The organism is Pseudomonas sp. C9D1, from assembly GCF_056491235.1.
Genome location: NZ_JBSZIE010000001.1, coordinates 1,281,337 through 1,301,278, shown reverse-complemented (window position 1 = coordinate 1,301,278; position 19,942 = coordinate 1,281,337). Strand labels below are relative to the sequence as shown.

The 19,942-nt window shown below is 67.2% G+C and carries 21 protein-coding genes and 1 tRNA gene; 12 read left to right on the top strand and 10 right to left on the bottom strand.

Annotated elements, in window-relative coordinates; translation table 11 throughout:
• Nucleotides 1-98: 98 nt before the first annotated feature.
• Together ACXI0U_RS06055 and moaB are read right to left on the bottom strand one after the other, a co-directional pair.
• Nucleotides 99-1,286 (bottom strand): molybdopterin molybdotransferase MoeA, encoded by a 1,188-nt coding sequence (locus ACXI0U_RS06055; RefSeq protein WP_423727884.1) that lies wholly within the window; start codon nucleotides 1,284-1,286, stop codon nucleotides 99-101.
• Between the two features lie 23 nt (nucleotides 1,287-1,309).
• Nucleotides 1,310-1,849 carry a molybdenum cofactor biosynthesis protein B gene (gene moaB, locus ACXI0U_RS06050; protein ID WP_431483895.1) on the bottom strand — a complete coding sequence of 180 codons (540 nt, stop codon included), beginning with the start codon at nucleotides 1,847-1,849 and terminating at the stop codon, nucleotides 1,310-1,312.
• A gap of 72 nt (nucleotides 1,850-1,921) precedes the next feature.
• Here moaB and mobA point away from each other — a divergent pair, with 72 nt between their 5' ends.
• From mobA to ACXI0U_RS06035, 3 genes are all read left to right on the top strand, one after another.
• Nucleotides 1,922-2,515, top strand: a complete 594-nt coding sequence (gene mobA, locus ACXI0U_RS06045; RefSeq protein WP_431483894.1) for a molybdenum cofactor guanylyltransferase MobA — start codon at nucleotides 1,922-1,924, stop codon at nucleotides 2,513-2,515.
• Nucleotides 2,516-2,592: 77 nt separating this feature from the next.
• The gene (locus tag ACXI0U_RS06040; protein ID WP_021219560.1) at nucleotides 2,593-2,814 is read left to right on the top strand and encodes a YgdI/YgdR family lipoprotein; all 222 of its coding nucleotides are present in this window, start codon (nucleotides 2,593-2,595) and stop codon (nucleotides 2,812-2,814) included.
• Between the two features lie 190 nt (nucleotides 2,815-3,004).
• A tRNA-Pro gene (locus tag ACXI0U_RS06035) sits at nucleotides 3,005-3,081 on the top strand.
• A gap of 179 nt (nucleotides 3,082-3,260) precedes the next feature.
• On the opposite strand, the gene ACXI0U_RS06030 is transcribed toward ACXI0U_RS06035, so the two are convergent.
• The 7 genes from ACXI0U_RS06030 to ACXI0U_RS06000 all read right to left on the bottom strand — a co-directional run bounded on the left by ACXI0U_RS06030 (nucleotide 3,261) and on the right by ACXI0U_RS06000 (nucleotide 10,290).
• Nucleotides 3,261-4,796 carry a DHA2 family efflux MFS transporter permease subunit gene (locus tag ACXI0U_RS06030; RefSeq protein WP_043243900.1) on the bottom strand — a complete coding sequence of 512 codons (1,536 nt, stop codon included), beginning with the start codon at nucleotides 4,794-4,796 and terminating at the stop codon, nucleotides 3,261-3,263.
• A gap of 10 nt (nucleotides 4,797-4,806) precedes the next feature.
• Nucleotides 4,807-5,994 carry an HlyD/EmrA/EmrK family protein gene (locus ACXI0U_RS06025; RefSeq protein ID WP_043243899.1) on the bottom strand — a complete coding sequence of 396 codons (1,188 nt, stop codon included), beginning with the start codon at nucleotides 5,992-5,994 and terminating at the stop codon, nucleotides 4,807-4,809.
• A 14-nt stretch (nucleotides 5,995-6,008) separates the two neighbouring features.
• Nucleotides 6,009-7,490 (bottom strand): efflux transporter outer membrane subunit, encoded by a 1,482-nt coding sequence (locus ACXI0U_RS06020; protein ID WP_479549887.1) that lies wholly within the window; start codon nucleotides 7,488-7,490, stop codon nucleotides 6,009-6,011.
• A complete protein-coding gene (locus tag ACXI0U_RS06015; RefSeq protein ID WP_265167983.1) occupies nucleotides 7,483-7,959 on the bottom strand; it encodes a MarR family winged helix-turn-helix transcriptional regulator in 477 nt (158 codons plus the stop codon). The genes ACXI0U_RS06020 and ACXI0U_RS06015 overlap by 8 nt, the downstream gene beginning before the upstream one ends.
• Before the next feature lie 194 nt (nucleotides 7,960-8,153).
• Complete coding sequence (locus ACXI0U_RS06010; protein WP_021219565.1) at nucleotides 8,154-8,393, bottom strand: glutaredoxin family protein; 240 nt, start codon at nucleotides 8,391-8,393, stop codon at nucleotides 8,154-8,156.
• A gap of 46 nt (nucleotides 8,394-8,439) precedes the next feature.
• Nucleotides 8,440-9,600, bottom strand: coding sequence for a DUF5610 domain-containing protein (locus ACXI0U_RS06005; RefSeq protein WP_479549886.1), 1,161 nt, complete (start codon nucleotides 9,598-9,600; stop codon nucleotides 8,440-8,442).
• Nucleotides 9,601-9,708: 108 nt separating this feature from the next.
• Nucleotides 9,709-10,290 carry a TetR/AcrR family transcriptional regulator gene (locus ACXI0U_RS06000; protein ID WP_479549885.1) on the bottom strand — a complete coding sequence of 194 codons (582 nt, stop codon included), beginning with the start codon at nucleotides 10,288-10,290 and terminating at the stop codon, nucleotides 9,709-9,711.
• A 156-nt stretch (nucleotides 10,291-10,446) separates the two neighbouring features.
• On the opposite strand from ACXI0U_RS06000, the gene ACXI0U_RS05995 reads away from it, so the two are divergent.
• The 3 genes from ACXI0U_RS05995 to ACXI0U_RS05985 all read left to right on the top strand — a co-directional run bounded on the left by ACXI0U_RS05995 (nucleotide 10,447) and on the right by ACXI0U_RS05985 (nucleotide 13,337).
• Nucleotides 10,447-11,040 (top strand): glutathione S-transferase family protein, encoded by a 594-nt coding sequence (locus ACXI0U_RS05995; RefSeq protein WP_479549884.1) that lies wholly within the window; start codon nucleotides 10,447-10,449, stop codon nucleotides 11,038-11,040.
• 29 nt (nucleotides 11,041-11,069) lie between these two features.
• On the top strand, nucleotides 11,070-11,936 hold the full coding sequence (locus tag ACXI0U_RS05990) for an MBL fold metallo-hydrolase (RefSeq protein WP_271660479.1): 867 nt from the start codon (nucleotides 11,070-11,072) through the stop codon (nucleotides 11,934-11,936).
• A 105-nt stretch (nucleotides 11,937-12,041) separates the two neighbouring features.
• Nucleotides 12,042-13,337, top strand: a complete 1,296-nt coding sequence (locus tag ACXI0U_RS05985; RefSeq protein WP_043243888.1) for an OprD family porin — start codon at nucleotides 12,042-12,044, stop codon at nucleotides 13,335-13,337.
• Between the two features lie 76 nt (nucleotides 13,338-13,413).
• Here the strand turns inward: ACXI0U_RS05985 and ACXI0U_RS05980 are convergent, their stop codons facing one another.
• A complete protein-coding gene (locus tag ACXI0U_RS05980) occupies nucleotides 13,414-14,622 on the bottom strand; it encodes an ammonium transporter (RefSeq protein ID WP_021219571.1) in 1,209 nt (402 codons plus the stop codon).
• Nucleotides 14,623-14,975: 353 nt separating this feature from the next.
• On the opposite strand from ACXI0U_RS05980, the gene ACXI0U_RS05975 reads away from it, so the two are divergent.
• The 6 genes from ACXI0U_RS05975 (at nucleotide 14,976) to ACXI0U_RS05950 (ending at nucleotide 19,881) form a co-directional block, all read left to right on the top strand.
• Complete coding sequence (locus ACXI0U_RS05975; RefSeq protein WP_021219572.1) at nucleotides 14,976-15,290, top strand: ElaB/YgaM/YqjD family protein; 315 nt, start codon at nucleotides 14,976-14,978, stop codon at nucleotides 15,288-15,290.
• Between the two features lie 2 nt (nucleotides 15,291-15,292).
• Nucleotides 15,293-15,685, top strand: a complete 393-nt coding sequence (locus ACXI0U_RS05970) for a phage holin family protein (RefSeq protein ID WP_479549883.1) — start codon at nucleotides 15,293-15,295, stop codon at nucleotides 15,683-15,685.
• A complete protein-coding gene (locus tag ACXI0U_RS05965) occupies nucleotides 15,682-16,026 on the top strand; it encodes a hypothetical protein (protein ID WP_374980328.1) in 345 nt (114 codons plus the stop codon). The genes ACXI0U_RS05970 and ACXI0U_RS05965 overlap by 4 nt, the downstream gene beginning before the upstream one ends.
• A 112-nt stretch (nucleotides 16,027-16,138) precedes the next feature.
• A complete protein-coding gene (locus tag ACXI0U_RS05960; protein ID WP_479549882.1) occupies nucleotides 16,139-17,302 on the top strand; it encodes an EAL domain-containing protein in 1,164 nt (387 codons plus the stop codon).
• Between the two features lie 106 nt (nucleotides 17,303-17,408).
• A complete protein-coding gene (locus tag ACXI0U_RS05955) occupies nucleotides 17,409-18,740 on the top strand; it encodes a deoxyguanosinetriphosphate triphosphohydrolase (protein ID WP_271660478.1) in 1,332 nt (443 codons plus the stop codon).
• 49 nt (nucleotides 18,741-18,789) lie between these two features.
• Nucleotides 18,790-19,881 carry an FUSC family protein gene (locus ACXI0U_RS05950; RefSeq protein ID WP_021219577.1) on the top strand — a complete coding sequence of 364 codons (1,092 nt, stop codon included), beginning with the start codon at nucleotides 18,790-18,792 and terminating at the stop codon, nucleotides 19,879-19,881.
• The last annotated feature ends 61 nt before the right edge of the window (nucleotides 19,882-19,942 follow it).

The window sequence follows — 19,942 nt, the reverse complement described above, 5'->3', positions numbered from 1 at the left end:
ATGCCTGGCGCAACACACGACAACACACCTGCTGATGTAGCCCGGGCTTCAGCCCGGGTACTCGCCTGCAACCCGGGCCGAAGTCCGGGCTGCCGGGTTCAGGCGTGCAGTTCGCTCAGCGGGATGAAACGCAGGCTGTCGCCTTCGGCGAGGGTGGTGCCTTCCAGCACTTCCACCAGGCCCTCGGCCCAGGCGGCGCTGCGCAGCACGCCGGAGCTCTGGTTGCGGTAGATCACCGCGCGGCCGTTTTCGAGGCGGGCGCGCAGGTATTCGCGGCGGTTGCCCGGTTTGCTCCAGGTGAAGCCGGCCGGCACCGGGAAGCCCAGGGGCGCGACCTTGTCCACGCCGAGGCGGCGCAGCAGGTAGGGCCGGGTGAGCAGGCCGAAGGTCACCAGGGTGGAGGCCGGGTTGCCCGGCAGTCCGATCACCGGCACGCCCTGGAAGTGGCCGAAGGTGAGCGGCTTGCCCGGTTTGATCGCCAGTTTCCACAACGCCAGTTCGCCGGCCTCGCGCAGGGCCAGGCCGAGGAAGTCCGCCTCGCCGACAGAGACGCCACCGGTGGAGAGGATCAGGTCGACGCCGGTCAGTTCGCCGAGGGCCTTGCGGGTCAGTTCCAGGTCGTCGGCGAGGATGCCGCCATCCACCACCTCGCAACCCAGGCGGCGCAGCCAGGCGATCAGCAGGGTGCGGTTGCTGTTGTAGATCTGCCCCGGGCCAAGCGGCTGGCCCGGCGCGACCAGTTCATCACCGGTGGAGAGCACCGCCACGCGGGGCCGGCGGCGCACCTGCAGGCGCGCGGCGCCGAGGGTGGCGGCCAGGCCCATTTCGATGGGGCCCAGCAGGGTGCCGGCATCCAGCACGGTTTCGCCGCTGCGGGTTTCCTGGCCTTTGGGGCGCACGTTCTGCCTGGCACTCATGGGCTCGATGAAGCGCACGCGGCCGTCGTCCAGCACCTCGGCGTTTTCCTGCATTTCCACCGTGTCCGCGCCTTCGGGCAGCGGCGCGCCGGTGAAGATGCGTGCACAGGTGCCCGGCTGCAGCGGGCCGGGGGCGCTGCCCGCCTGAATGCGCTGGCTGACCACCAGCGGCTCGCCATTCCAATCGGCCAGGCGCAGGGCGTAGCCATCCATCGCACTGTTGTCCCAAGGCGGCAGGTCGAGGCCGGCCACCAGGGGTTCGGCCAGCACACGGCCATCGGCATCGGCCAGGGCGACCTCTTCCTGCTCGCGGATGGCAGCCTCCCCGGCCAGCTTCAGCAGCCGGGCCAGGGCGTCTTCCACCGGCATCAGGCCGGGGTTGTCGCAGCAGCTCACCCGCGGCTCTCGCAGGCGTCGGTGCGGGTCAGGTGCGGCACGAAGTTGCAGGGGCGGTGGCGGTTGTCCAGCTGCTCGGCGAGGATGCCGTCCCAGGCGGTGCGGCAGGCGTTGGTGGAGCCCGGCAGGCTGCACACCAGGGTGCCGTTGGAAAGGCCGGCCAGGGCGCGGGACTGCATGGTGGAGGTGCCGATATCGGCCACCGAAATCTGCCGGAAGTACTCGCCGAAGCCGTCCACCTGCTTGTCCAGCAGGCAGGCAATGGCCTCGGGGGTGCTGTCGCGGCCGGTGAAGCCGGTGCCGCCGGTGATCAGCACCACCTGCACCGCGTCCTCGGCGATCCAGCTCGCCACCTGGGCGCGGATCTTGTAGAGGTCGTCCTTCAGCAGCACGCGGGCCGCGAGCCTGTGCCCGGCAGCAGTGAGGCGGTCGACGAAGAGCTGGCCGGAGGTGTCGGTCTCCAGGCTACGGGTGTCACTGACGGTGAGAACGGCGATGTTCAGGGGCACGAATACCGCCTCGGCCTTGTGGTTCATGGCAGGCTTCCAGTTGTAGGACAGAATGGCCGGTGTTATATCACAGCGCCGCCCCCTCCCGAGAGCCCGACCATGCCCGGCAACGCCCCCCTTCCCTGCTCCGTGCTGCTGCTCGCCGGCGGCCGCGGCCAGCGCCTGGGCGGACGCGACAAGGGGCTGGTGGAATGGCGCGGCCAGCCGCTGATCGCCTGGCTGCATGCCGCCACCCGCGCACGCACCGATGACCTGATCATTTCCTGCAACCGCAACGCCGAGCGCTACGCGCAATGGGCGGACCAACTGGTGACGGACGACAGCCCCGACTACCCGGGCCCACTGGCCGGCATCCGCGCGGGCCTGGCCGCCGCGCGCCACGACCACCTGCTGGTGTTGCCCTGCGACGCGCCGCTGGTGGACGCCCCCCTGCTCGACTCGCTGCTGCGCGAAGCCGGCGAACGGCCGGTGATGCTGCACCAGGGCGGCTACTGGGAACCGCTGTTCAGCGTGCTGCCGCGCGCCCTTTTGCTGCAGATCGAACAGGCCTGGCAGGCCGGTGAGCGCAGCCCGCAACGCATCCTCCGCACCCTCGACCCGATCGCCGTGGAATGCCCGGTGGGCGACCCACGCCTGGCCAACCTGAATACGCCGGATTTGCTGGGTAGCACCCAGGGATCAGCCGGAATCTAGAACGGCTCCGGAACTTTGCCGGCTGGTTTTCCGTCAGAGCCCGAGAACCTCCCGTTCATTCATCAAGGAGATGGAAGATGAACCAGCGGATCATTCCCGCATTCGTGCTCGCGCTCGGCCTGGTCACCCTGGCCGGCTGCTCGTCCCCCACCGTGATCACCCTGAACGACGGCCGCGAGATCCAGGCCGTGGACAAGCCCGATTACGACGATGACTCCGGCTTCTACGAGTTCGAGCAACTCGATGGCAAGCGCGCCAAGGTCAACAAGGACCAGGTCCGCACCATCAAGGAACTCTGAGCCTTATCCGGCGACCTCCCCGGTCGCCTGAACAAGCCCGTCGCGGGGTCACCCGAGGCGGGCTTCGTTTTGTCCGGCCCCTGCAACAGGGCAATACCCCCGGACGCCGCGACAGCCCTGCCCCGGTAAAAAAATTTCAGCTAACCCCTTGTCGACCAAAAAGTTTTCTGTAGAATGCGCGCTCATTCCACGGAGCGTAGCGCAGCTTGGTAGCGCGTCTCGTTCGGGACGAGAAGGTCGCTGGTTCGAATCCAGTCGCTCCGACCATATCCCGAAAAAACCCGCCTTATAGGCGGGTTTTTTATTGCCTGCGAAAAAGTCAGCGCCCTTCCCTTCCTTCCACCGCCCTCTCCCTTCCGCCCAAAAAGAAGCCCGATGCGGGCGCATCGGGCTTCGTTGTGTTGGGCCTCGCTACGCTCGGCGCCAACCTACGGGTGCGCATTGCCTCAGTGGGCGTTGGCCGCCGCACCGGGCTTGGCGCCGAAGGGTGGCTTGGCCAGCCAGATGAGCAGGATCAACCCCATGCAGACCCAGCCGATCATCGTGAAGTAGTCGATGGTCGACATCATGTACGCCTGCCCGGTGACGATGTGGTCCAGGGACGCTGCGTTCTGCTGGCTCATGCCGCCCATCTGCTCCAGCGCCTCGCGGGTACCGGGCTCGTAGGCGCTGATGTGCTCGGTGAGGTAGGCATGGTGCTGGTCGGCGCGGCGTATCCAGATCCAGGTGGTGAGCGAGGCCGCGAAGCTGCCGCCCAGGGTCCGCAGGAAGGTGGCCAGGCCGGAGCCGTCGGCGATTTCGTTCTGCGGCAGGTCCGAGAGCAGGATGCTGAGGATCGGCATGAAGAACAGCGCCACACCGAAGCCCATGAACAGCTGCACCAGGGCGATGTGCAGGTAGTCCACCTCGGTGGTGAAGGACGCCCGCATGAAGCAACTGGCACCGATGGCGAAGAACGCCAGGCTGGCCAGCACGCGCAGGTCGAAGTTCTGCGCGTAACGCCCCACGAAGGGCGACATGATCACAGGCAGCAGGCCGATGGGCGCCGCCGCCAGGCCGGCCCAGGTCGCGGTGTAGCCGAGCTGGGTCTGCAGCCACTGCGGCAACAGTAGGTTGATGCCGAAGAAGGCCGCGTAGCCGCCCACCAGCGCCACGGTACCGGCGGTGAAGTTGCGGTGGCGGAACAGCCGCAGGTTGACGATGGGGTGGCGGTCGGTGAACTCCCAGATGATGAACACCGCCAGGGCGATGACCGCGATCACCGTGCCACCGATGATGAAGTTCGATTCGAACCAGTCCAGGTCGTTGCCCTTGTCGAGCACGATCTGCAACGCGCCGACGCCGATCACCAAGGTCGCCAGGCCCATCCAGTCCATGGGCTCGCGCTTGAGCGTCACCGGCCGCTTGCGCAGCTGCTGGTAGACCACGAAGGCGGCGAACAGGCCGATGGGCAGGTTGATGAAGAAGATCCACGGCCAGCTGAAGTCGTCGGTGATCCAGCCACCGAGAATGGGCCCGGCAATGGGCGCCACCACCGTGACCATCGCCAGCAACGCCAGGGCCATGCCCCGCTTCGCCGGTGGGTAGATCGACAGCAGCAGGGTCTGGGTGATGGGGTACAGCGGCCCGGCGACGAAGCCCTGGAGGGCGCGGAAGCCCACCAGGCTGTTCATCGACTGGGCCACGCCGCAGAGGAAGGACGCCAGCATGAACAGCAGCGTGGCGCCGATGAACAGGCGCACCTCGCCCACCCGCCGGCTCATCCAGCCGGTCAGCGGCAGGGCGATGGCGTTGCTCACCGCGAAGGAGGTGATCACCCAGGTGCCCTGCTCCGAACTCACCCCCAGGTTGCCGGCGATGGTCGGCAGGGCGACGTTGGCGATGGTGGTGTCGAGCACCTGCATGAAGGTCGCCAGCGACAGGCCGATGGTGGCCAGCACCAGGTTCGGCGGGGTGAAGCTGGCTGCTGCGTTCTCGCTCATGGTCGCCGTCTCAGCGCTGCGCGGTCTTGTGGGTGGCGTCCGGGCCGTTGGCGTGGATCAGTTGCTCGATCAACTGGTCGGCTTCCGCCAGCTGGCGCTGGTAGACGTCGGTGGCGAACAGCGGCTTCTTCGGTGCCTGCTGCGCCAGGGACGGGCCACTCTGGTCGTGCAGGTCGACCTTGACGCTCATCGACAGGCCGATGCGCAGCGGGTGCTCCTTGAGCTGCTCCGGGTTGATGCGGACGCGCACCGGCACGCGCTGGACGATCTTGATCCAGTTGCCGGTGGCGTTCTGCGCGGGCAGCAGGGAGAAGGCGCTGCCGGTACCGACGCCGAGGCTGTCCACGGTGCCGCTGTACTTCACGTCGCCGCCATAGAGATCGGACTCGATCTCCACCGGCTGGCCGATGCGCATGTTCTTCAGCTGGGTTTCCTTGAAGTTGGCGTCGATCCACACCTGGTCCAGGGGGATGACCGCCATCAGTGCGGTACCGGGCTGCACGCGCTGGCCGAGCTGCACGGTGCGCTTGGCGACATAACCGGTGACCGGGGCCACCAGGGTGGCGCGGGCGTCTTCCAGGTAGGCCTGGCGCAGGGTCGCGGCGGCAGCCTTCACATCCGGGTGGGAGGCGATCACGGTGTCGTCCACCAGAGCACGGCTGCTGTTGAGCTGCTGCTCGGAGCTGGTCAGGGAGCTCTGCGCGGAGTCCAGGGCGTCACGGGCGTGGGCCAGCTCCTCCTGGGAGATCGCACCGTCCTTGGCCAGGTTGCGACGGCGGGCGAAGTCGGCACGGGCCTTCTCCAGGGCGACCTTCTTCGCCGCCACCTCGGCCTTGTAGCCGTCCACGCTGTTGTACAGACCGCGCACCTGGCGCACGGTGCGCGCCAGGTTGGCTTCGGCCTGCTGCAGGCCGATCTCGGCATCGCTGGGGTCGAAGCGCACCAGCACCTGGCCTTCGTGCACCAGGTCGCCGTCATCGGCGCCGATGCTGGTCACGGTGCCCACGGTCTGCGGGGTGATCTGCACCACGTTGCCACCGATGTAGGCGTCGTCGGTGTGCTCGCTCCAGCGGCCGAAGAGCTGCTCCCAGGCGAAGCTGAGGGCCGCGAGGATGAGGATCACGGCAAGCAGGATCAGCAGCATCCGCTTGCGCTTGGGGTTGCCTTGGACGGCGGTTTCCGAAGTCTGGGTGGTCATGGTCTGTGCCTCGTTCATTCAGCGGCGGCCGGGCGGGCGCCCTGGGCGAGCGGAGTCGGTTCGGGTTGGAAGCCACCACCGAGGGCCTGCACCAGGCGCACGGAGGTGTCGATCTGCTGGACGTCCAGGCTGGCCAGCTGGCGTTCGGTGACCAGCAGTTGCTGCTCGACGCTGAGGGCGTCCAGGTAGTTGCCGATGCCTTCGCCGTAGCGACGCATGGCGAGGTCGTAGTTGGATTTGGCGATGTCACGGGCCTGGCGCTGCACCTCGATCTGCTGCGCCAGGGAGCGCAGCTGGCTGAGGTCGTCGCTGACCTCGCCGAGGGCGCCCACCAGGGTCTTGTTGTACTGGGCCACGGCCAGGTCGTAGTCGGCGTCCACGCCGGCCAGGTTGGCGCGCAGACGGCCGCCATCGAACACCGGCAGGGAGATGGCCGGCGCCACCTGGTAGAAGCGGCTGTCGCCCTGGAACAGGTCGCCGCTGCTGAGGGCGGCGAGGCCGACCATGGCACTGAGGTTGAGGTTGGGATAGAAGCCGGTCTTGGCCGAGTCGATGCCCTTGCTCGCCGCTTCGACGCGCCAGCGCGCGGCGATCACGTCCGGGCGGCGGCCGAGCAGTTCGGCCGGCAGGTTCGACGGCAGCGCCAGGGCGGTGGGCTGCAGCACCACGGGGCGCTGGATGCGCTGGCCACGGTCGGGACCCTGCCCCAGCAACACGGCGAGGGTGATGCGATCGCTGTCGATCTGCTGCTCGGCGGCCAGCAGTTGCTGGCGCGCGGCGGCCTGCTGGGCCTCGCTCTGTTGCAGCTGCACCTTGCTGTCCAGGCCGGCGGCCAGGCGCTGCTTGCTGAGGCTGTAGAGGTGTTCGGAGCGCTTCAACTCTTCTTCCGCCAGGTCACGGGCGACGAAGGCATAGGCGAGCTGGCTGTAGGCGCGGGCGACACTGGTGGACAGGTTCAGGCGCGCGGCCTGCTGGTCCACCTCGGCAGCGCGGGCCTGGCCGAGGGCGGCTTCCCAGGCGGCACGCTTGCCGCCCCAGAGATCGAGGTCGTAACTGAAACCGAGGGACAGGTACTTCACCGCGGCATAGCTGCCGCCAATGGGCGCGGGCACCACGCTCTCCGGCGCTCGGGCACCGGAATAGCTGGCGCTGGCATTGACGCTGGGCATGCGCGCGGCGTCCTGCGCCTGGGCTTCGGCCAGGGCCTTGCGGGTGCGGGCGCTGGCCACCTGCAGGTCCGGCGAGCCAGCCAGGGCTTCCTCCACCATGGCATCGAGCTGGGCATCGCCCAGCTGCTTCCACCAGTCCTGGCGCGGCCAGGCGGCGGCGCTCAACGGGGTACCCGCGAGGCTGCGCCCGGCCTGCAGGGCTGCGGCATCCAGGGCCTTGCCCTCGGGCTCCAGGCCGCTGGAGCTGGCGCAGGCGGCCAGGGCCAGGGCGGCACCGAGCACCAGGGCGCTACGCCCCAGGCGTGCTGTGCGGCTGAATTCACTCATTGTTAGTGGCTCCGATCGGCGCGCACGGGTCGCGCCCTTGCAGGATCTTGCCCAGCAGGCCCACCAGGGTCCGGAGTTCCTCAGTGGTCAGCGGGCTGGTGAGTTCGTTCATGGCGTCGGCGACGATCTCCGGCATCTGCTGGCTGATGCGCAGGCCGTCTTCGCTGAGGGCCAGGCGCACGCTGCGACGGTCCTCCGGGCAGGGCTTGCGCAGCAGCAGGCCCTTCTTCTCCAGGCGGTCGAGCATGCGGGTCATGGAGCCGCTGTCCACCGAGAGCTCGCGGCACAGGTCGGCCGGAGTGTTGGCGCGGTCCATGTAGATGAACATCAGCACCTTGAACTGCGCGGAGGTGATGTCCAGGGGCGCCAGGTAGCGATCGAGCAGGCGGTCCTTGAGCATGGCGGAGCGCCCGATGTACTGGCCGACCGAGCCGGTGAAGGGGTAGTCGGCGGGGCTGTAGTGCTTCATTGGCTAATATCTGCCTAGGCAGTAACTGACTGGGCAATCATACGAGCGACGAAACATTTGGCAAGGTATTCACTGTTGCTTTAAATCGACAATCCGTTCCGCAAAAGGGGGATTGATCGGCGCAAAGGCAGTCGCCACAGGCTGCCGTGACGTGCAGAGAGAAGATACGGAGAGGGGAAGCGGCCGACCGGCGGTCAGCGTTCGAGGAAGGCGGCGACCTTGGCCGCGTCGAAAGGCCAGTCCAGTTCCGCACCGGTGTCGCAGCGACGCAACACGGGAATGCGCAGGGCGTAGTCGTCCATCCATTCCTCGCGGTCGGCGATGTCCATCAACTCGACCATCAGGCCATGCTCGACGAAGGGCATCAGCACGCCCTCCGCCACTTCACAGAGATGGCAACCCAGGGTGCCGAACAGGCTGCATTCGGGGAGCATCGCCACGCGCCTCGCCAATCAGGAAAGGCGCGAATTCTAGCATGCCTCAGGCCTTGGCCGAGTCGTCCTTGGCGGCGGCCGGCAGCAGGTTCTGCAGCCCGTCCAGCAGCTTGCTGTTGAACGCCTGGGCCTTGTCCAGCTGGTTGTCGCTGAGGCGCTCGTTGAGCGAGAAACCGCCGTTGAGCAGGTCCTGCAGCGTGCCTTTCGGGTCGTCGGAGAGCTTGGCGGCGTTCTTCAGCGCTTCCAGCATGCCCTTCGCGTAGTCCTGCAGCGAGGTGTTCACCGCGCTGGCCGGTTGGCCGCCTTCCTGGGCCACGGAGCCGTAGGTGCTGGTGGCCTTGACCCTGGTCTGGGTGAGGTTGAGCGACATGGAAGCCAGCTGATCGCCGTTCATGTTCAGGGCCAGCGCGCGGTCGAAGGCGCCGTTGAGGTCACCGGAGTAGAACTTGCTGGAGACATCCTGCACCTGGTCGAGCAGGTCGCTGAGCGCGGCCCTCTCCTCGTCGTTGAGGTCGCCATCCACCTGCACCTTCCAGCCGCCGATCTGCATGCTGCCAGACTCGGAACGGGTACCCGAGGTGCTCTTGCCGTCCTTGTCGGAGCCCGTCGAGGAGGTCTTCGACCAGTCGGCCGAGGCCTGGGCGATGGAGATCTTCACCTTGTCGCCTTCCTTGGTGGTCACCTCCATGTCGAAGGTCGAGGAACGCGCGAAGAAGCTCTGGGTGGAGCTGCTGACACTGGTGCTGCCGGAAGTGCCGGTGCTCGGCGTGTTGCCATCCAGGCCCAGGGAGCTGGCCAGGTTGTTCAAGCCATCCTGGATCTTGCCGAAGGTGTCTTCGATGTCACTGGCGATCTTGCCGCCGAGCACACCCAGGCCCTGGAGGATCTTCTTCGCCTCGGCGAAGCCCTTCTCCACGCCTTCGCGGGCCTGGTCGAGCATCTTCTGCAGCTTCTCGGTGTCGGCACCATTGGCCGCTTCGGCCTTGATGCGCCCGCCGACGAAGTCGAGGATGCGCCCGGCCACCTTGTCGGGCGTGTAGTCATCCTGGGTCTTGCCGGCCAGGCTGCCGGGCTCGATGCCCAGGCGCTGGGCAACACGGTTGGCCAACACGTTCTGCGCATTGGTGGCGTTACGGGTCGCGCTGTCGATCTTGTTCAGATAACTCGGGCGCGTGGTTGCGGAAGCCAGGGAATCGAGGGTCTTCATAGTGGCGGTCCCGGAGAATCGGATGTACACCGATTTGACGGCAGCCCCGGGAAAACCTTGAGAACGAATCCGTTCGCAGCCGATGGACGGCAGTGACCGATATTGACGTCAGACGTTCGTCGCGTCCGACGTGGCGACACCCGCCACGCCCAACAGCACCGCTGCGGCGTCCTTGGCTTCCCGCGCCTGCTCGGCCGGCCCCTGCACATGGGCCATGGTGATCGCCCCTTCCATCAGGTACTGCAACTGCCGCGCCAGGCGCTCGGGTTCGGCGACCCCCAGGCGTTCGAGGGCGGTGCGGAAATGCAGCTGGGCGTTGGCCTTGTGGAGGGCGGCGACGCGGTGGATCGGGTGCTCGCGATCATGGAACTCGGCAGCGGCGTTGACGAAGGCGCAGCCGAAGAACTCCTTGCCATGCAGCAACTGGTGCAGGCCATCGAAGACGGCAAGGATCGCTTCCCTCGGCGCCAGGTTCTCCAGCGCCCAGGCCATCATCTGGCGGCTGGGCTCCAGGCGCTGGCGCAATGCCGCCTCGATCAGCTCGTCCTTGGACTTGAAGTGCTTGTACAGCGTCATCTTCGCCACGCCGGACTCGGCGAGGATGCGGTCGATGCCGGTGGCGTGGAAGCCATCGCGATAGAACAGCGCGATGGCGGTGTCGATCAACTGATCGCGTTTGCTCGAAGCCATGTGGAACCTCCTGACCGGCGCATTATGCGCATCCGCCCGCACCGGCTCAAACCCGCACCACTGCTGCCTTCTGGCAACGGGGTGGAGTTGGCGCTTGAAATATACAGACCTGTCTGTCTAATATCCAGCCGCACAACGACCACAGGGATCACCACCATGCAGCTCCACGACTTCCCCCTCTCCGGCAACTGCTACAAGGTGCGCCTATTCCTCGGCCTGACCGGCCAGCGCGCCGAAATCATCACGGTCAACCTGGCCACCGGCGAACAGAAGCAACCGGCATTCCTCGCCATCAACCCACGGGGCCAGGTTCCGCTGCTGGTGGACGAAGGCAACAGCCTGGCCGACTCCCAGGCCATCCTCGTCTACCTGGCACGCCGTTATGCGCCGCAATGGCTGCCCGACGATGCCCTGCAGCAGGGCCGCATCGCCAGCTGGCTGAGCTACGCCGCCAACGAGTTGCACCACGGCCCGGCCGCCGCGCGGGTGATGAAACTGTTCGGCCGCCCCGGCGACCTCGAAGCCACTCAAGCCAAGGCGCGCCAGGTGCTGGCGATGGTGGAACTGCAACTGGGCCGGCACGCCTGGCTGGCCGAAGGCGAGGCCCCCAGCGTCGCCGATGTCGCCAACTACCCCTACCTGGCGATGGCCGGGGAAGGCGGGCTCGACCTCACCCCCTACCCGCACATCCGCCAATGGTGCGATCGCATCCGCGCCCTGCCCGGCTATGTCGACCTGCCGCAGCTCTGACCCTCTCCGCCATCGCAAGGAAGCCGTACATGCGCCTGCTCCCCCTCCTCCTCGCCAGCCTGCTGCTGATCGCCAGCCCCTTCGCCAGCGCCCAGGGCCTGCGCTTCGCCCTGGTGAAGACCTCCCACGCCGAAACCCTCGACGCCTTCACCATGGAGGGCGGCCAGTGGACGCAGACCGTCGCGGTCAACCACGTCGCCGTGCTCATCCAGCACCACGCCGCGACCCTGCTGCTGGATACCGGGCTCGGCCGCCAGGTGGACGCCCAGTTCCAGGGCGACATGCCCTGGTGGGACAAGCCGCTGTTCAAGTACGAAACCGTCACCCCCGCACGGGACCAACTGGACCGTGACGGCATCCGCGTCGACCGCATCCTCCTCACCCACGCCCACTGGGACCACGCCTCGGGCCTGGCCGACTTCCCCGAGGTGCCGGTCTGGGCGCCCTGGGCGGAAATCGAGTTCAGCCACATCGCCACGCCGCCGGCGGTGCTGCCCAGCCAGTTCGCCCACAAGGTCCTCTGGCAGCCCTTCGAGTTCCTGCCCGAGCCCTACATGGGCTTCGACGAGAGCCTCGACCTGTTCGGCGACGGCAGCCTGGTGCTGGTACCGCTCACCGGGCACACACCAGGCTCGGTGGGCCTGTTCCTCACCCTCGACGACGGCCGGCGCTTCTTCTTCACCGGCGATACCAGCTGGCGCCTGGAAGGCTTCACCGGGCCCCACGAGAAGTTCTGGGTCAGCCGGCGGATGGTGGACAACGACCGCGACGGCACCCGTGCCCAGCTGCAACGGGTGCACGACCTGCTGCTGGCCCAACCGAACCTCACCGTGGTGCCGGCCCACGACGCCGCCGTGCAGGACCGCCTCGGCTACTACCCGCAGTGGGTGCAGTGAGGCCGACCAATGTCTAAATGACGATTCTGTTACCAGATGCTTAATTCCACTCGTTGCAACGGGGCGGCCCAACCGCCCCGAAACCCCAACGAGGAGACAATAACAATGAGCAAGACCTCGCTCGCGCACGCCATCGCCCTGGCAGCGCTCAGCACCGGCCTCACCCTGCCCGGCCTCGCCCAGGCCGAATTCCTGAAAGACAGCAAGGCCAGCGTCGAGCTGCGCAACTTCTACTTCAACCGTGACTTCCGCCAGGACGGCGCCGCCCAGTCCAAGGCCGAGGAGTGGGCCCAGGGCTTCCTGCTGCGCTACGAATCCGGCTTCACCGAAGGCACCATCGGCGTTGGCGTCGACGCCATCGGCGCGCTGGGCATCAAGCTCGACTCCAGCCCCGACCGCACCGGCACCGGCCTGCTCAAGCGCGACCGCGAAGCGCCTAACCGCGCCCAGGACGAATACGGCGAAGTGGGCCTGACCGCCAAGTTGCGCGCCTCCAAGAGCGTGCTCAAGGTCGGCACCCTGCTGCCCAAGCTGCCCACCGTGCAGTACAACGACTCGCGCCTGCTGCCGCAGACCTTCCAGGGCGGCCACATCAACTCGATGGAAATCGACGGCCTGACCCTCGATGCCGGCCAGCTCAAGCAGGTCAACCAGCGCGACTCCTCGGACTACGAGGACATGACCATCACCAACAGCCGCGTGGCTTCCACCGGTGCCGGCGGCGCCCGTGGCATCACCTTCCGCGGCGGCCAGACCAGCGACGAATTCAACTTCGCCGGCGCCACCTACAAGTGGAACGACAGCCTCTCCACCGGCTACAACTACGGCAACCTGGACGAGTTCTACAAACAGCACATCTTCACCGTGCTGCACACCCTGCCACTGGGTGACAAGCAATCGCTGAAGAGCGACATCCGCTACGCCCGCTCCACCGACGAAGGCAACAGCAACGTCGACAACAAGGCCTTCGGCGCCATGTTCACCTATGCCCTGGGCGGCCACGCCTTCGGCCTCGGCTACCAGAGCATGAGTGGCGACACCGGCTACGCCTACATCAACGGCACCGACCCTTACCTGGTCAACTACGTGCAGATCGGCGACTTCGCCGCCAAGGACGAAAAATCCTGGCAGGCGCGCTACGACTACAACTTCGCCTCCATGGGCATTCCCGGCCTGACCTTCATGACCCGCTACCTGTCCGGCGACAACGTCGACCTGGGTGCCGGTCGCCCCGAAGGCAAGGAATGGGAACGCAACACCGACATCGCCTACGTCTTCCAGGACGGCCCGCTGAAGAACCTCGGCGTGAAATGGCGCAACGCGACGGTGCGCTCCACCAACTTCGGCAGCGACATCGACGAGAACCGCCTGATCGTCAGCTACGTGGTACCGCTCTGGTAGTCGCCACTGCGCAACGAGAAAGCCCGCCAATCGGCGGGCTTCTTCGTTTAATGGGAGTGTGCCGGGCTTGGCCCGATCAATCCTGGCTGGTGGCGCCGATCTTGTGGATCGACAGGTCCGCGCCGTAGTACTCCTGCTCCTGGGACAGGCGGATGCCGAGGGTCTTCTTCAGCAGGCCGTAAACCAGGAAGCCCCCCACCAGCGCCACCAGCACACCGAGGCCGGTGCCGATCAGCTGGCTCACCAGGCTGACGCCGCCCAGGCCGCCGAGAGCCTCCTGGCCGAAGATGCCGCAGGCGATACCGCCCCAGACGCCGCACAAGCCGTGCAGCGGCCACACGCCCAGCACGTCGTCCAGTTTCCACTTCACCTGGGTCGCGGTGAAGGCCCAGACGAACAGGCCGCCCGCGATGGCGCCAGTCACCAGCGCACCCACTGGGTGCATCAGGTCGGAGCCGGCGCAGATCGCCACCAGCCCGGCCAGCGGGCCGTTGTGCAGGAAGCCGGGGTCGTTGCGGCCCACCAGCAGCGCGGCGACCGTGCCGCCGACCATCGCCATCAGCGAGTTGACCGCCACCAGTCCGCTGACACCCTGCAGGGTCTGCGCGCTCATTACGTTGAAGCCGAACCAGCCGACGATGAGGATCCACGAGCCGAGCGCCAGGAAGGGGATGTTCGACGGGGCGAAGGCCACCAGGCGGCCATCGCGGTAGCGGCCGTCACGGCGCCCCAGCAGCAGCACCGCGCCAAAGGCCAGCCAGCCGCCCACGGCGTGCACCACCACGGAGCCGGCGAAGTCATGGAAGCTGGCGCCGAAGCTCGCCTTCAGCCAGTCCTGCAGGCCGAAGTTGCCGTTCCAGATCAGCCCCTCGAAGAAGGGATAGACGAAGGCCACGATCAGGGCGGTGGCGCACAGCTGCGGGCCGAACTTGGCGCGCTCGGCGATGCCGCCGGAGATGATCGCCGGGATGGCGGCGGCGAAGGTCAGCAGGAAGAAGAACTTCACCAGCGCATAGCCATGGTCGGCCGCCAGCTCACTGGCCGGCTGCAGGAAGGTCACGCCGTAGGCCACCCAGTAGCCGATGAAGAAATAGGCCAGGGTGGAAATGGCGAAGTCCGAAAGGATCTTCGACAGCGCGTTGACCTGGTTCTTCTGGCGCACGGTGCCCACTTCGAGAAAGGCGAAGCCGGCGTGCATGGCGAGCACCATCACGGCGCCCATCAGGATGAACAGGGTGTTGGAGCCGTGGATCAGGGTTTGCACGGCACTGTTGAGGTTTTCCATTGGCAGGAAGGCTCCGGCAGATAAAAAGCACCAATACGGGTCAAATCGCGCCGGACACGCACCACCCTGAAGCCGCCACGCCCTCGAACGGGTCGCGACCTGGGGCCATAACGGGGCGAAGCGGTGGAGACGGCAGTTTGAGTTTTCAGGCTTTCTCGTTGTTTTTCATATACTTGCCAGCGGTCAACAGCCTTGTCGGAGCCTCATTGAGCGCCCGATAACGGGGCGCTCCGGCACGCTGGCGCACCAGGGCGTTGCAAGCGCCATACCAGCGCCCGGGGGCAAATATCGGCGGAACCTAACCCAAGCGCGGGGACTCACAACAACCAAGCCCCTCCAAGGAGATTCACGCCATGCCCCGCAAGTCCGCTAGCCGCGCCCAAGACGACCTGCTGACCGAATTCCAGGCCCTCGTCGGTGACACCGAGAAACTGCTGCAACACACCGCCAGCCTGGCCGGCGACCAGGCCGAGGAGCTGCGCCTGCAGATCCACGAATCCCTCAAGCGCGCCCGCGAGACCCTGCAACTGACCGAAGAGAAGATCGTCGACAAGGGCAAGGCCGCCGTCGCCGCCACCGAGGACTACGTGCAGGAACACCCCTGGCAGACCATCGGCCTTTCCGCCGGCATCGGCTTCCTCCTCGGTCTGCTCGCGTCGCGCCGCTGACCATGGAGCCGGGAATGGAATCCGGCCCGCACAGCGCGGGCCAAGGCCCCTCCCCGCGGCGCCTCGGCGCCGCCTTCCTCGGCCTGTTGCACAGCCACGTCGAGCTGTTCGGCATCGAGCTGCAGGAGCAGAAGGCCAACACCCTGCGCCTGCTGCTGTTCGCCGGCCTGTCGCTGATCTTCGCCCTGCTCCTGCTGGTGGCGCTATCCGCGTTGCTGCTGGTGCTGTTCTGGGACAGTGCACGGATCGAAACCGTCAGCGGCCTGTGCCTCTTCTACTTCCTGCTCACCGGCTACTGCGCCTGGCGCCTGAAACAGGCCGTGGACGATGAGTCCTCCCCCTTCTCCGCCACGCTCGAAGAGCTGGCCCAGGACCGCGAGCGCCTGATGCCATGAGCCTGCCCGAAACGCACCGCACCACCTCCCGCCGCGAACTGCGCAAGGCGCTGGTGCGCCTGCGCCTGGAGATGCACCGCCAGGAGATCCGCCACGAGACCCTAGTCCTTACCCAGCCCCTGCGCCGCGCCAAGGGCATCGCCAGCAGTTGGCAGCAGCAACTGGGCGGCATGCCCCATGCACCACTTTGGGGCATTGCCGGGGTCGCCGCCCTGGGCTTCTTCGCCGCCCGTAGTGGCAATCTGACTCGACTGATCCGCCTGGGCAGCAGCCTGATGCCCTTGCTGGGCGCCGCCTTGCGCCGCCCCTCCGCGAAGCCGCCGCCCCCTCCAAAGGTCTGATCGTCGGACAAGCTGGCCACATTCTTGCTATGCAAGGGAGCCGGTAGAGACCGGTTCCCTTCGCGTCGTTTCGACGAGCGCGTGCATTTCGGGCCAGCCCTAAGGAGTCACCGTGATAGAGGGGCAACCGCTTGCCTGCTTCCAGCCGTTCATCGACACCGCGACAGGACGCATCGCCGGGGTCGAAGCCCTGGGACGCCTGCGCCAGGATGATGGCCGGCTGCTCTCGGTCGGCCCGCTGTTCGCCGATTCCAAGGTGCCGCCTGCAGCCCTGCGTCGCCTCGACCGGCAAATCCGCGAGGACGCCCTCAAGCGCCTGCACGAGGCACCGGCGGACTGGTTCCTCAGTATCAATATCTCGCCCCGCTGGATCAGCCGCCTGCGCCCGGGCCAGGCCCTGCCCAGCCTCAAGCAACTGGAGCGCAACGGCGTAGCGCCCGAGCGCATCGTCTTCGAGATCACCGAACTGGGCGGCGCCAGCCAGCGCCTGCCGGACGTGGTCGCCCGCTACCGCCAGGCCGGCGCACGCATCGCCATCGACGACTTCGGTGCTGGCTACTCCCAGCTCGACCGGGTGCTGGCCCTGCAACCGGACATCCTCAAGCTCGACATGCAGCTGTTCCAGGCCGCGGCCCGGGGCGGCCCCAGCGGCGAGGTGGTCAAGGCACTGGCACAGATGGCCGAGAAGACCGGCTGCTGGATCATCGCCGAGGGCGTGGAAACCGAGGCCGAGCTGGACTTCGCCCTGGAGTGCGGCGCCCGCTACGTGCAGGGCTACCTGTTCGCCAAGCCGGAGCTGGAATTCTTCGCTGCCGACGCCTTCGTCGAACGCTTCGCCCAGCTGCGCGACCAGTACGTGCAGCGCAAGCTGGCCGAACGCGCACGGCTGATGACCATGCGCCAGCAACTGACCCAGCTGATGAACCAGCTGCGCAACTGGGCCGAAGGCCACGCACGGCTCGAGGCCCTGCCCTCCCCCGAGCTTTACCCCTGGTTGCTGCGCATCTACCAATGCGACCGCAATGGCACCCAGCTCACCCCGAACCTGGAATGGCACGGCCAGCAATGGCGTGAAGACGCCCGCTACCAGGGCCACAACTGGTCCTGGCGGCCGTACTTCTATCACCTGCTCGCCGAGGGCTGGGAAGAACGCCGGCTGACCCTCTCCAGCACCTACCGCGACGCCACCACCAACCAGTACTGCCTGACCGCCGGCCAGTTCATCGACAACGGCGACCGCCTGCTGCTGGTGGATATCGACGCCGCCGGGCTCTGACGGACGGCGCCTGCGGGAACTCGCGCATTCGCCCTTGGTCCCCTTGCGGTGCCCCGCGTTAATCCGGAAGCTAGCCCCCTTCAGCCACTGAAGGCGAGGACTGGCGTTGGACTGGCAGACACTGCTCACCCGTGAACGGCTCGGCAAACCGGTGCACAGCACCGAGGAACTGGGCCGCAGTTCGTTTCACAAGGACCATGACCGCATCATCTTTTCCGGCGCATTCCGCCGCCTGGGGCGCAAGACCCAGGTCCACCCGGTCTCCAGCAACGACCACATCCACACCCGGCTGACCCATTCCCTGGAAGTCGGCTGCGTCGGTCGCTCCCTGGGCATGCGCGTGGGTGAAGTGCTGCGTGACGAGATGCCGGATTGGTGCGACCCGGCCGACCTCGGCGTGATCGTGCAGTCGGCCTGCCTGGCCCACGACATCGGCAACCCGCCGTTCGGCCATTCCGGCGAGGACGCCATCCGCCACTGGTTCCAGCAGGCCTGCGCACGCGGCTGGCTGGACGCCATGAGCGACACCCAGCGCGCCGACTTCCTCAGCTTCGAGGGCAACGCCCAGGGCTTCCGTGTGCTCACCCAGCTGGAATACCACCAGTTCGATGGCGGTACGCGGCTGACCTACGCCACCCTCGGCACCTACCTCAAGTACCCCTGGACGGCCCGCCACGCCGAAGCCCTTGGCTACAAGAAACACAAGTTCGGCTGCTACCAGAGCGAGCTGCCGCTGCTGGAGCAGATCGCCCACAAGCTCGGCCTGCCGCAACTGGAGGAGCAGCGCTGGGCGCGCCATCCGCTGGTGTACCTGATGGAGGCGGCCGACGACATCTGCTACGCACTGATCGACCTGGAAGACGGCCTCGAAATGGAGCTGCTCGACTACGAGGAGGTGGAGGCCGTGCTGCTCGGCCTGGTGGGCGACGACCTGCCGGAAACCTACCGCCAGCTGGGCCCGCGTGATTCGCGGCGGCGCAAGCTGGCGATCCTCCGCGGCAAGGCCATCGAACACCTGACCAATGCCGCCGCCCATGCCTTCGTCGACCAGCAGGGCGCGTTGCTCAGCGGCACCCTGCAGGGCGACCTGGTGGAGCACATGCATGGCCCGGCCAAACACTGCGTGCTGCGCGCCAAGGCCATCGCCCGCGAGCGCATCTTCCAGGACAAGCGCAAGACGCTCCATGAAATCGGCGCCTACACCACCCTGGAGATCCTGCTCAACGCGTTCTGCGGTGCGGCGCTGGAGCAGCATGGCGGGCGCACGCCCTCGTTCAAGAACCGGCGCATCCTCGACCTGCTCGGCAACAACGCCCCGGACCCGAGCTGGCCGCTGTACCGCTCATTCCTGCGGGTGATCGATTTCATCGCCGGGATGACCGACAGCTACGCCACGGAAATGGCTCGCGAAATGACCGGGCGCTCCAGTCCCGTCTAGGGTTACCAGGCCACCCGTGGGAGGTGGCCGCAGCAAGGAGTCACGACAGATGCGCAAGGCGCTCAGACAAAGCCTGCACTGGCACACCGGTCCTCCCGCCTGGGGCCCGGCCGCCATCGCGGGCCTGGGGTGCGGCCTGCCGCTGATGCTCGGTCTGTTCACCGCCCACACCGGCTTTCTCTGGGCCGCAACCGGCGCCTTCCAGGCCGCCCTGGCCAACCCCATGCACCGTTTCGGCATGCTGCGCATGCTGCTGCTCACCCTGCTCGGCGCCCTCAGCGCGGGCGTCGGCTTCTGGGCCGCCAGCCACCCGTTGCTCAGCCTCGCCAGCTTCGCCCTCTGGGGTTTCCTCCTGGCGCTGCTGCAACGCTACGGCACCGAGCTGGGCAAGCTGGGCGTGGGGCTGGCGGTGTGCCTCTGCCTCGGCCAGGGCCAGGCCGGCAGCGGTAGCCTCAACAACGGCCTGGCGGTAGGCGCGCTGTTCGCCATCGGCGGCCTCTGGGTGATGCTGCTGGCGTTCTTCCTGCGCGGCATGCACGGCCTGCGCCTGTGGCCCCTGCTGCCGCGCATGCTCGGTTTCATCCGCGTGCTGCGCCGCCATGCCGCTCGCCTGCCGAGGCGGCTCTGGTGGATCCACGCGCTGGCCTGCACCCTGGCCATCGCCCTCGCCGGCCTCGCCGCCAACCTCACCGGCATGCCGCGCGGCTACTGGTTGACGTTGACGGTGGTCACCACCCTGCAGATGGAACTCGACAGCAGCCTGGTGCGCGGTATCCAGCGCGGCCTCGGCACCCTCATCGGCGCGCTGCTGCTGATTCTCTTCGGCCACTGGCTGCAGAGCCCGACGCTGCTGGTGGCCTGCATGCTGCCGCTGATCGTGCTCAGCCGCGCCTTCATCGCCCAGCACTACGGCCTGTTCGTGGTGCAGACCACCGTCTGCTTCGTACTGCTTTCCGAAAGCCTCGCCCGTGACTGGCACCTGCCCGAGGTGCGCCTCTACAACAGCCTGCTGGGCTGCGCCCTGGCGCTGCTCATGGCCTACGCGGCCCACCGGGCACGCCTGCGCTGGGGCGAGCGCAAGGTCGCAGAGCCGGCTCCCTCCGGCACCGAGCACCACGCGCCGCAGCCCACTGTGGAATAGGCCCGACGGCTGCATCGGGAAAAAGCCAGCGTGAGCACCGGAAGCGGGCACTGGCAGGAAG

Bases quoted from the DNA above. Each gene is read 5' to 3' on its own strand.
- ACXI0U_RS06055 (WP_423727884.1), bottom strand. From the start codon at position 1,286: ATGCCGGTGGAAGACGCCCTGGCCCGGCTGCTGAAGCTGGCCGGGGAG.
- moaB (WP_431483895.1), bottom strand. From the start codon at position 1,849: ATGAACCACAAGGCCGAGGCGGTATTCGTGCCCCTGAACATCGCCGTT.
- mobA (WP_431483894.1), top strand. From the start codon at position 1,922: ATGCCCGGCAACGCCCCCCTTCCCTGCTCCGTGCTGCTGCTCGCCGGC.
- ACXI0U_RS06040 (WP_021219560.1), top strand. From the start codon at position 2,593: ATGAACCAGCGGATCATTCCCGCATTCGTGCTCGCGCTCGGCCTGGTC.
- ACXI0U_RS06030 (WP_043243900.1), bottom strand. From the start codon at position 4,796: ATGAGCGAGAACGCAGCAGCCAGCTTCACCCCGCCGAACCTGGTGCTG.
- ACXI0U_RS06025 (WP_043243899.1), bottom strand. From the start codon at position 5,994: ATGACCACCCAGACTTCGGAAACCGCCGTCCAAGGCAACCCCAAGCGC.
- ACXI0U_RS06020 (WP_479549887.1), bottom strand. From the start codon at position 7,490: ATGAGTGAATTCAGCCGCACAGCACGCCTGGGGCGTAGCGCCCTGGTG.
- ACXI0U_RS06015 (WP_265167983.1), bottom strand. From the start codon at position 7,959: ATGAAGCACTACAGCCCCGCCGACTACCCCTTCACCGGCTCGGTCGGC.
- ACXI0U_RS06010 (WP_021219565.1), bottom strand. From the start codon at position 8,393: ATGCTCCCCGAATGCAGCCTGTTCGGCACCCTGGGTTGCCATCTCTGT.
- ACXI0U_RS06005 (WP_479549886.1), bottom strand. From the start codon at position 9,600: ATGAAGACCCTCGATTCCCTGGCTTCCGCAACCACGCGCCCGAGTTAT.
- ACXI0U_RS06000 (WP_479549885.1), bottom strand. From the start codon at position 10,290: ATGGCTTCGAGCAAACGCGATCAGTTGATCGACACCGCCATCGCGCTG.
- ACXI0U_RS05995 (WP_479549884.1), top strand. From the start codon at position 10,447: ATGCAGCTCCACGACTTCCCCCTCTCCGGCAACTGCTACAAGGTGCGC.
- ACXI0U_RS05990 (WP_271660479.1), top strand. From the start codon at position 11,070: ATGCGCCTGCTCCCCCTCCTCCTCGCCAGCCTGCTGCTGATCGCCAGC.
- ACXI0U_RS05985 (WP_043243888.1), top strand. From the start codon at position 12,042: ATGAGCAAGACCTCGCTCGCGCACGCCATCGCCCTGGCAGCGCTCAGC.
- ACXI0U_RS05980 (WP_021219571.1), bottom strand. From the start codon at position 14,622: ATGGAAAACCTCAACAGTGCCGTGCAAACCCTGATCCACGGCTCCAAC.
- ACXI0U_RS05975 (WP_021219572.1), top strand. From the start codon at position 14,976: ATGCCCCGCAAGTCCGCTAGCCGCGCCCAAGACGACCTGCTGACCGAA.
- ACXI0U_RS05970 (WP_479549883.1), top strand. From the start codon at position 15,293: ATGGAGCCGGGAATGGAATCCGGCCCGCACAGCGCGGGCCAAGGCCCC.
- ACXI0U_RS05965 (WP_374980328.1), top strand. From the start codon at position 15,682: ATGAGCCTGCCCGAAACGCACCGCACCACCTCCCGCCGCGAACTGCGC.
- ACXI0U_RS05950 (WP_021219577.1), top strand. From the start codon at position 18,790: ATGCGCAAGGCGCTCAGACAAAGCCTGCACTGGCACACCGGTCCTCCC.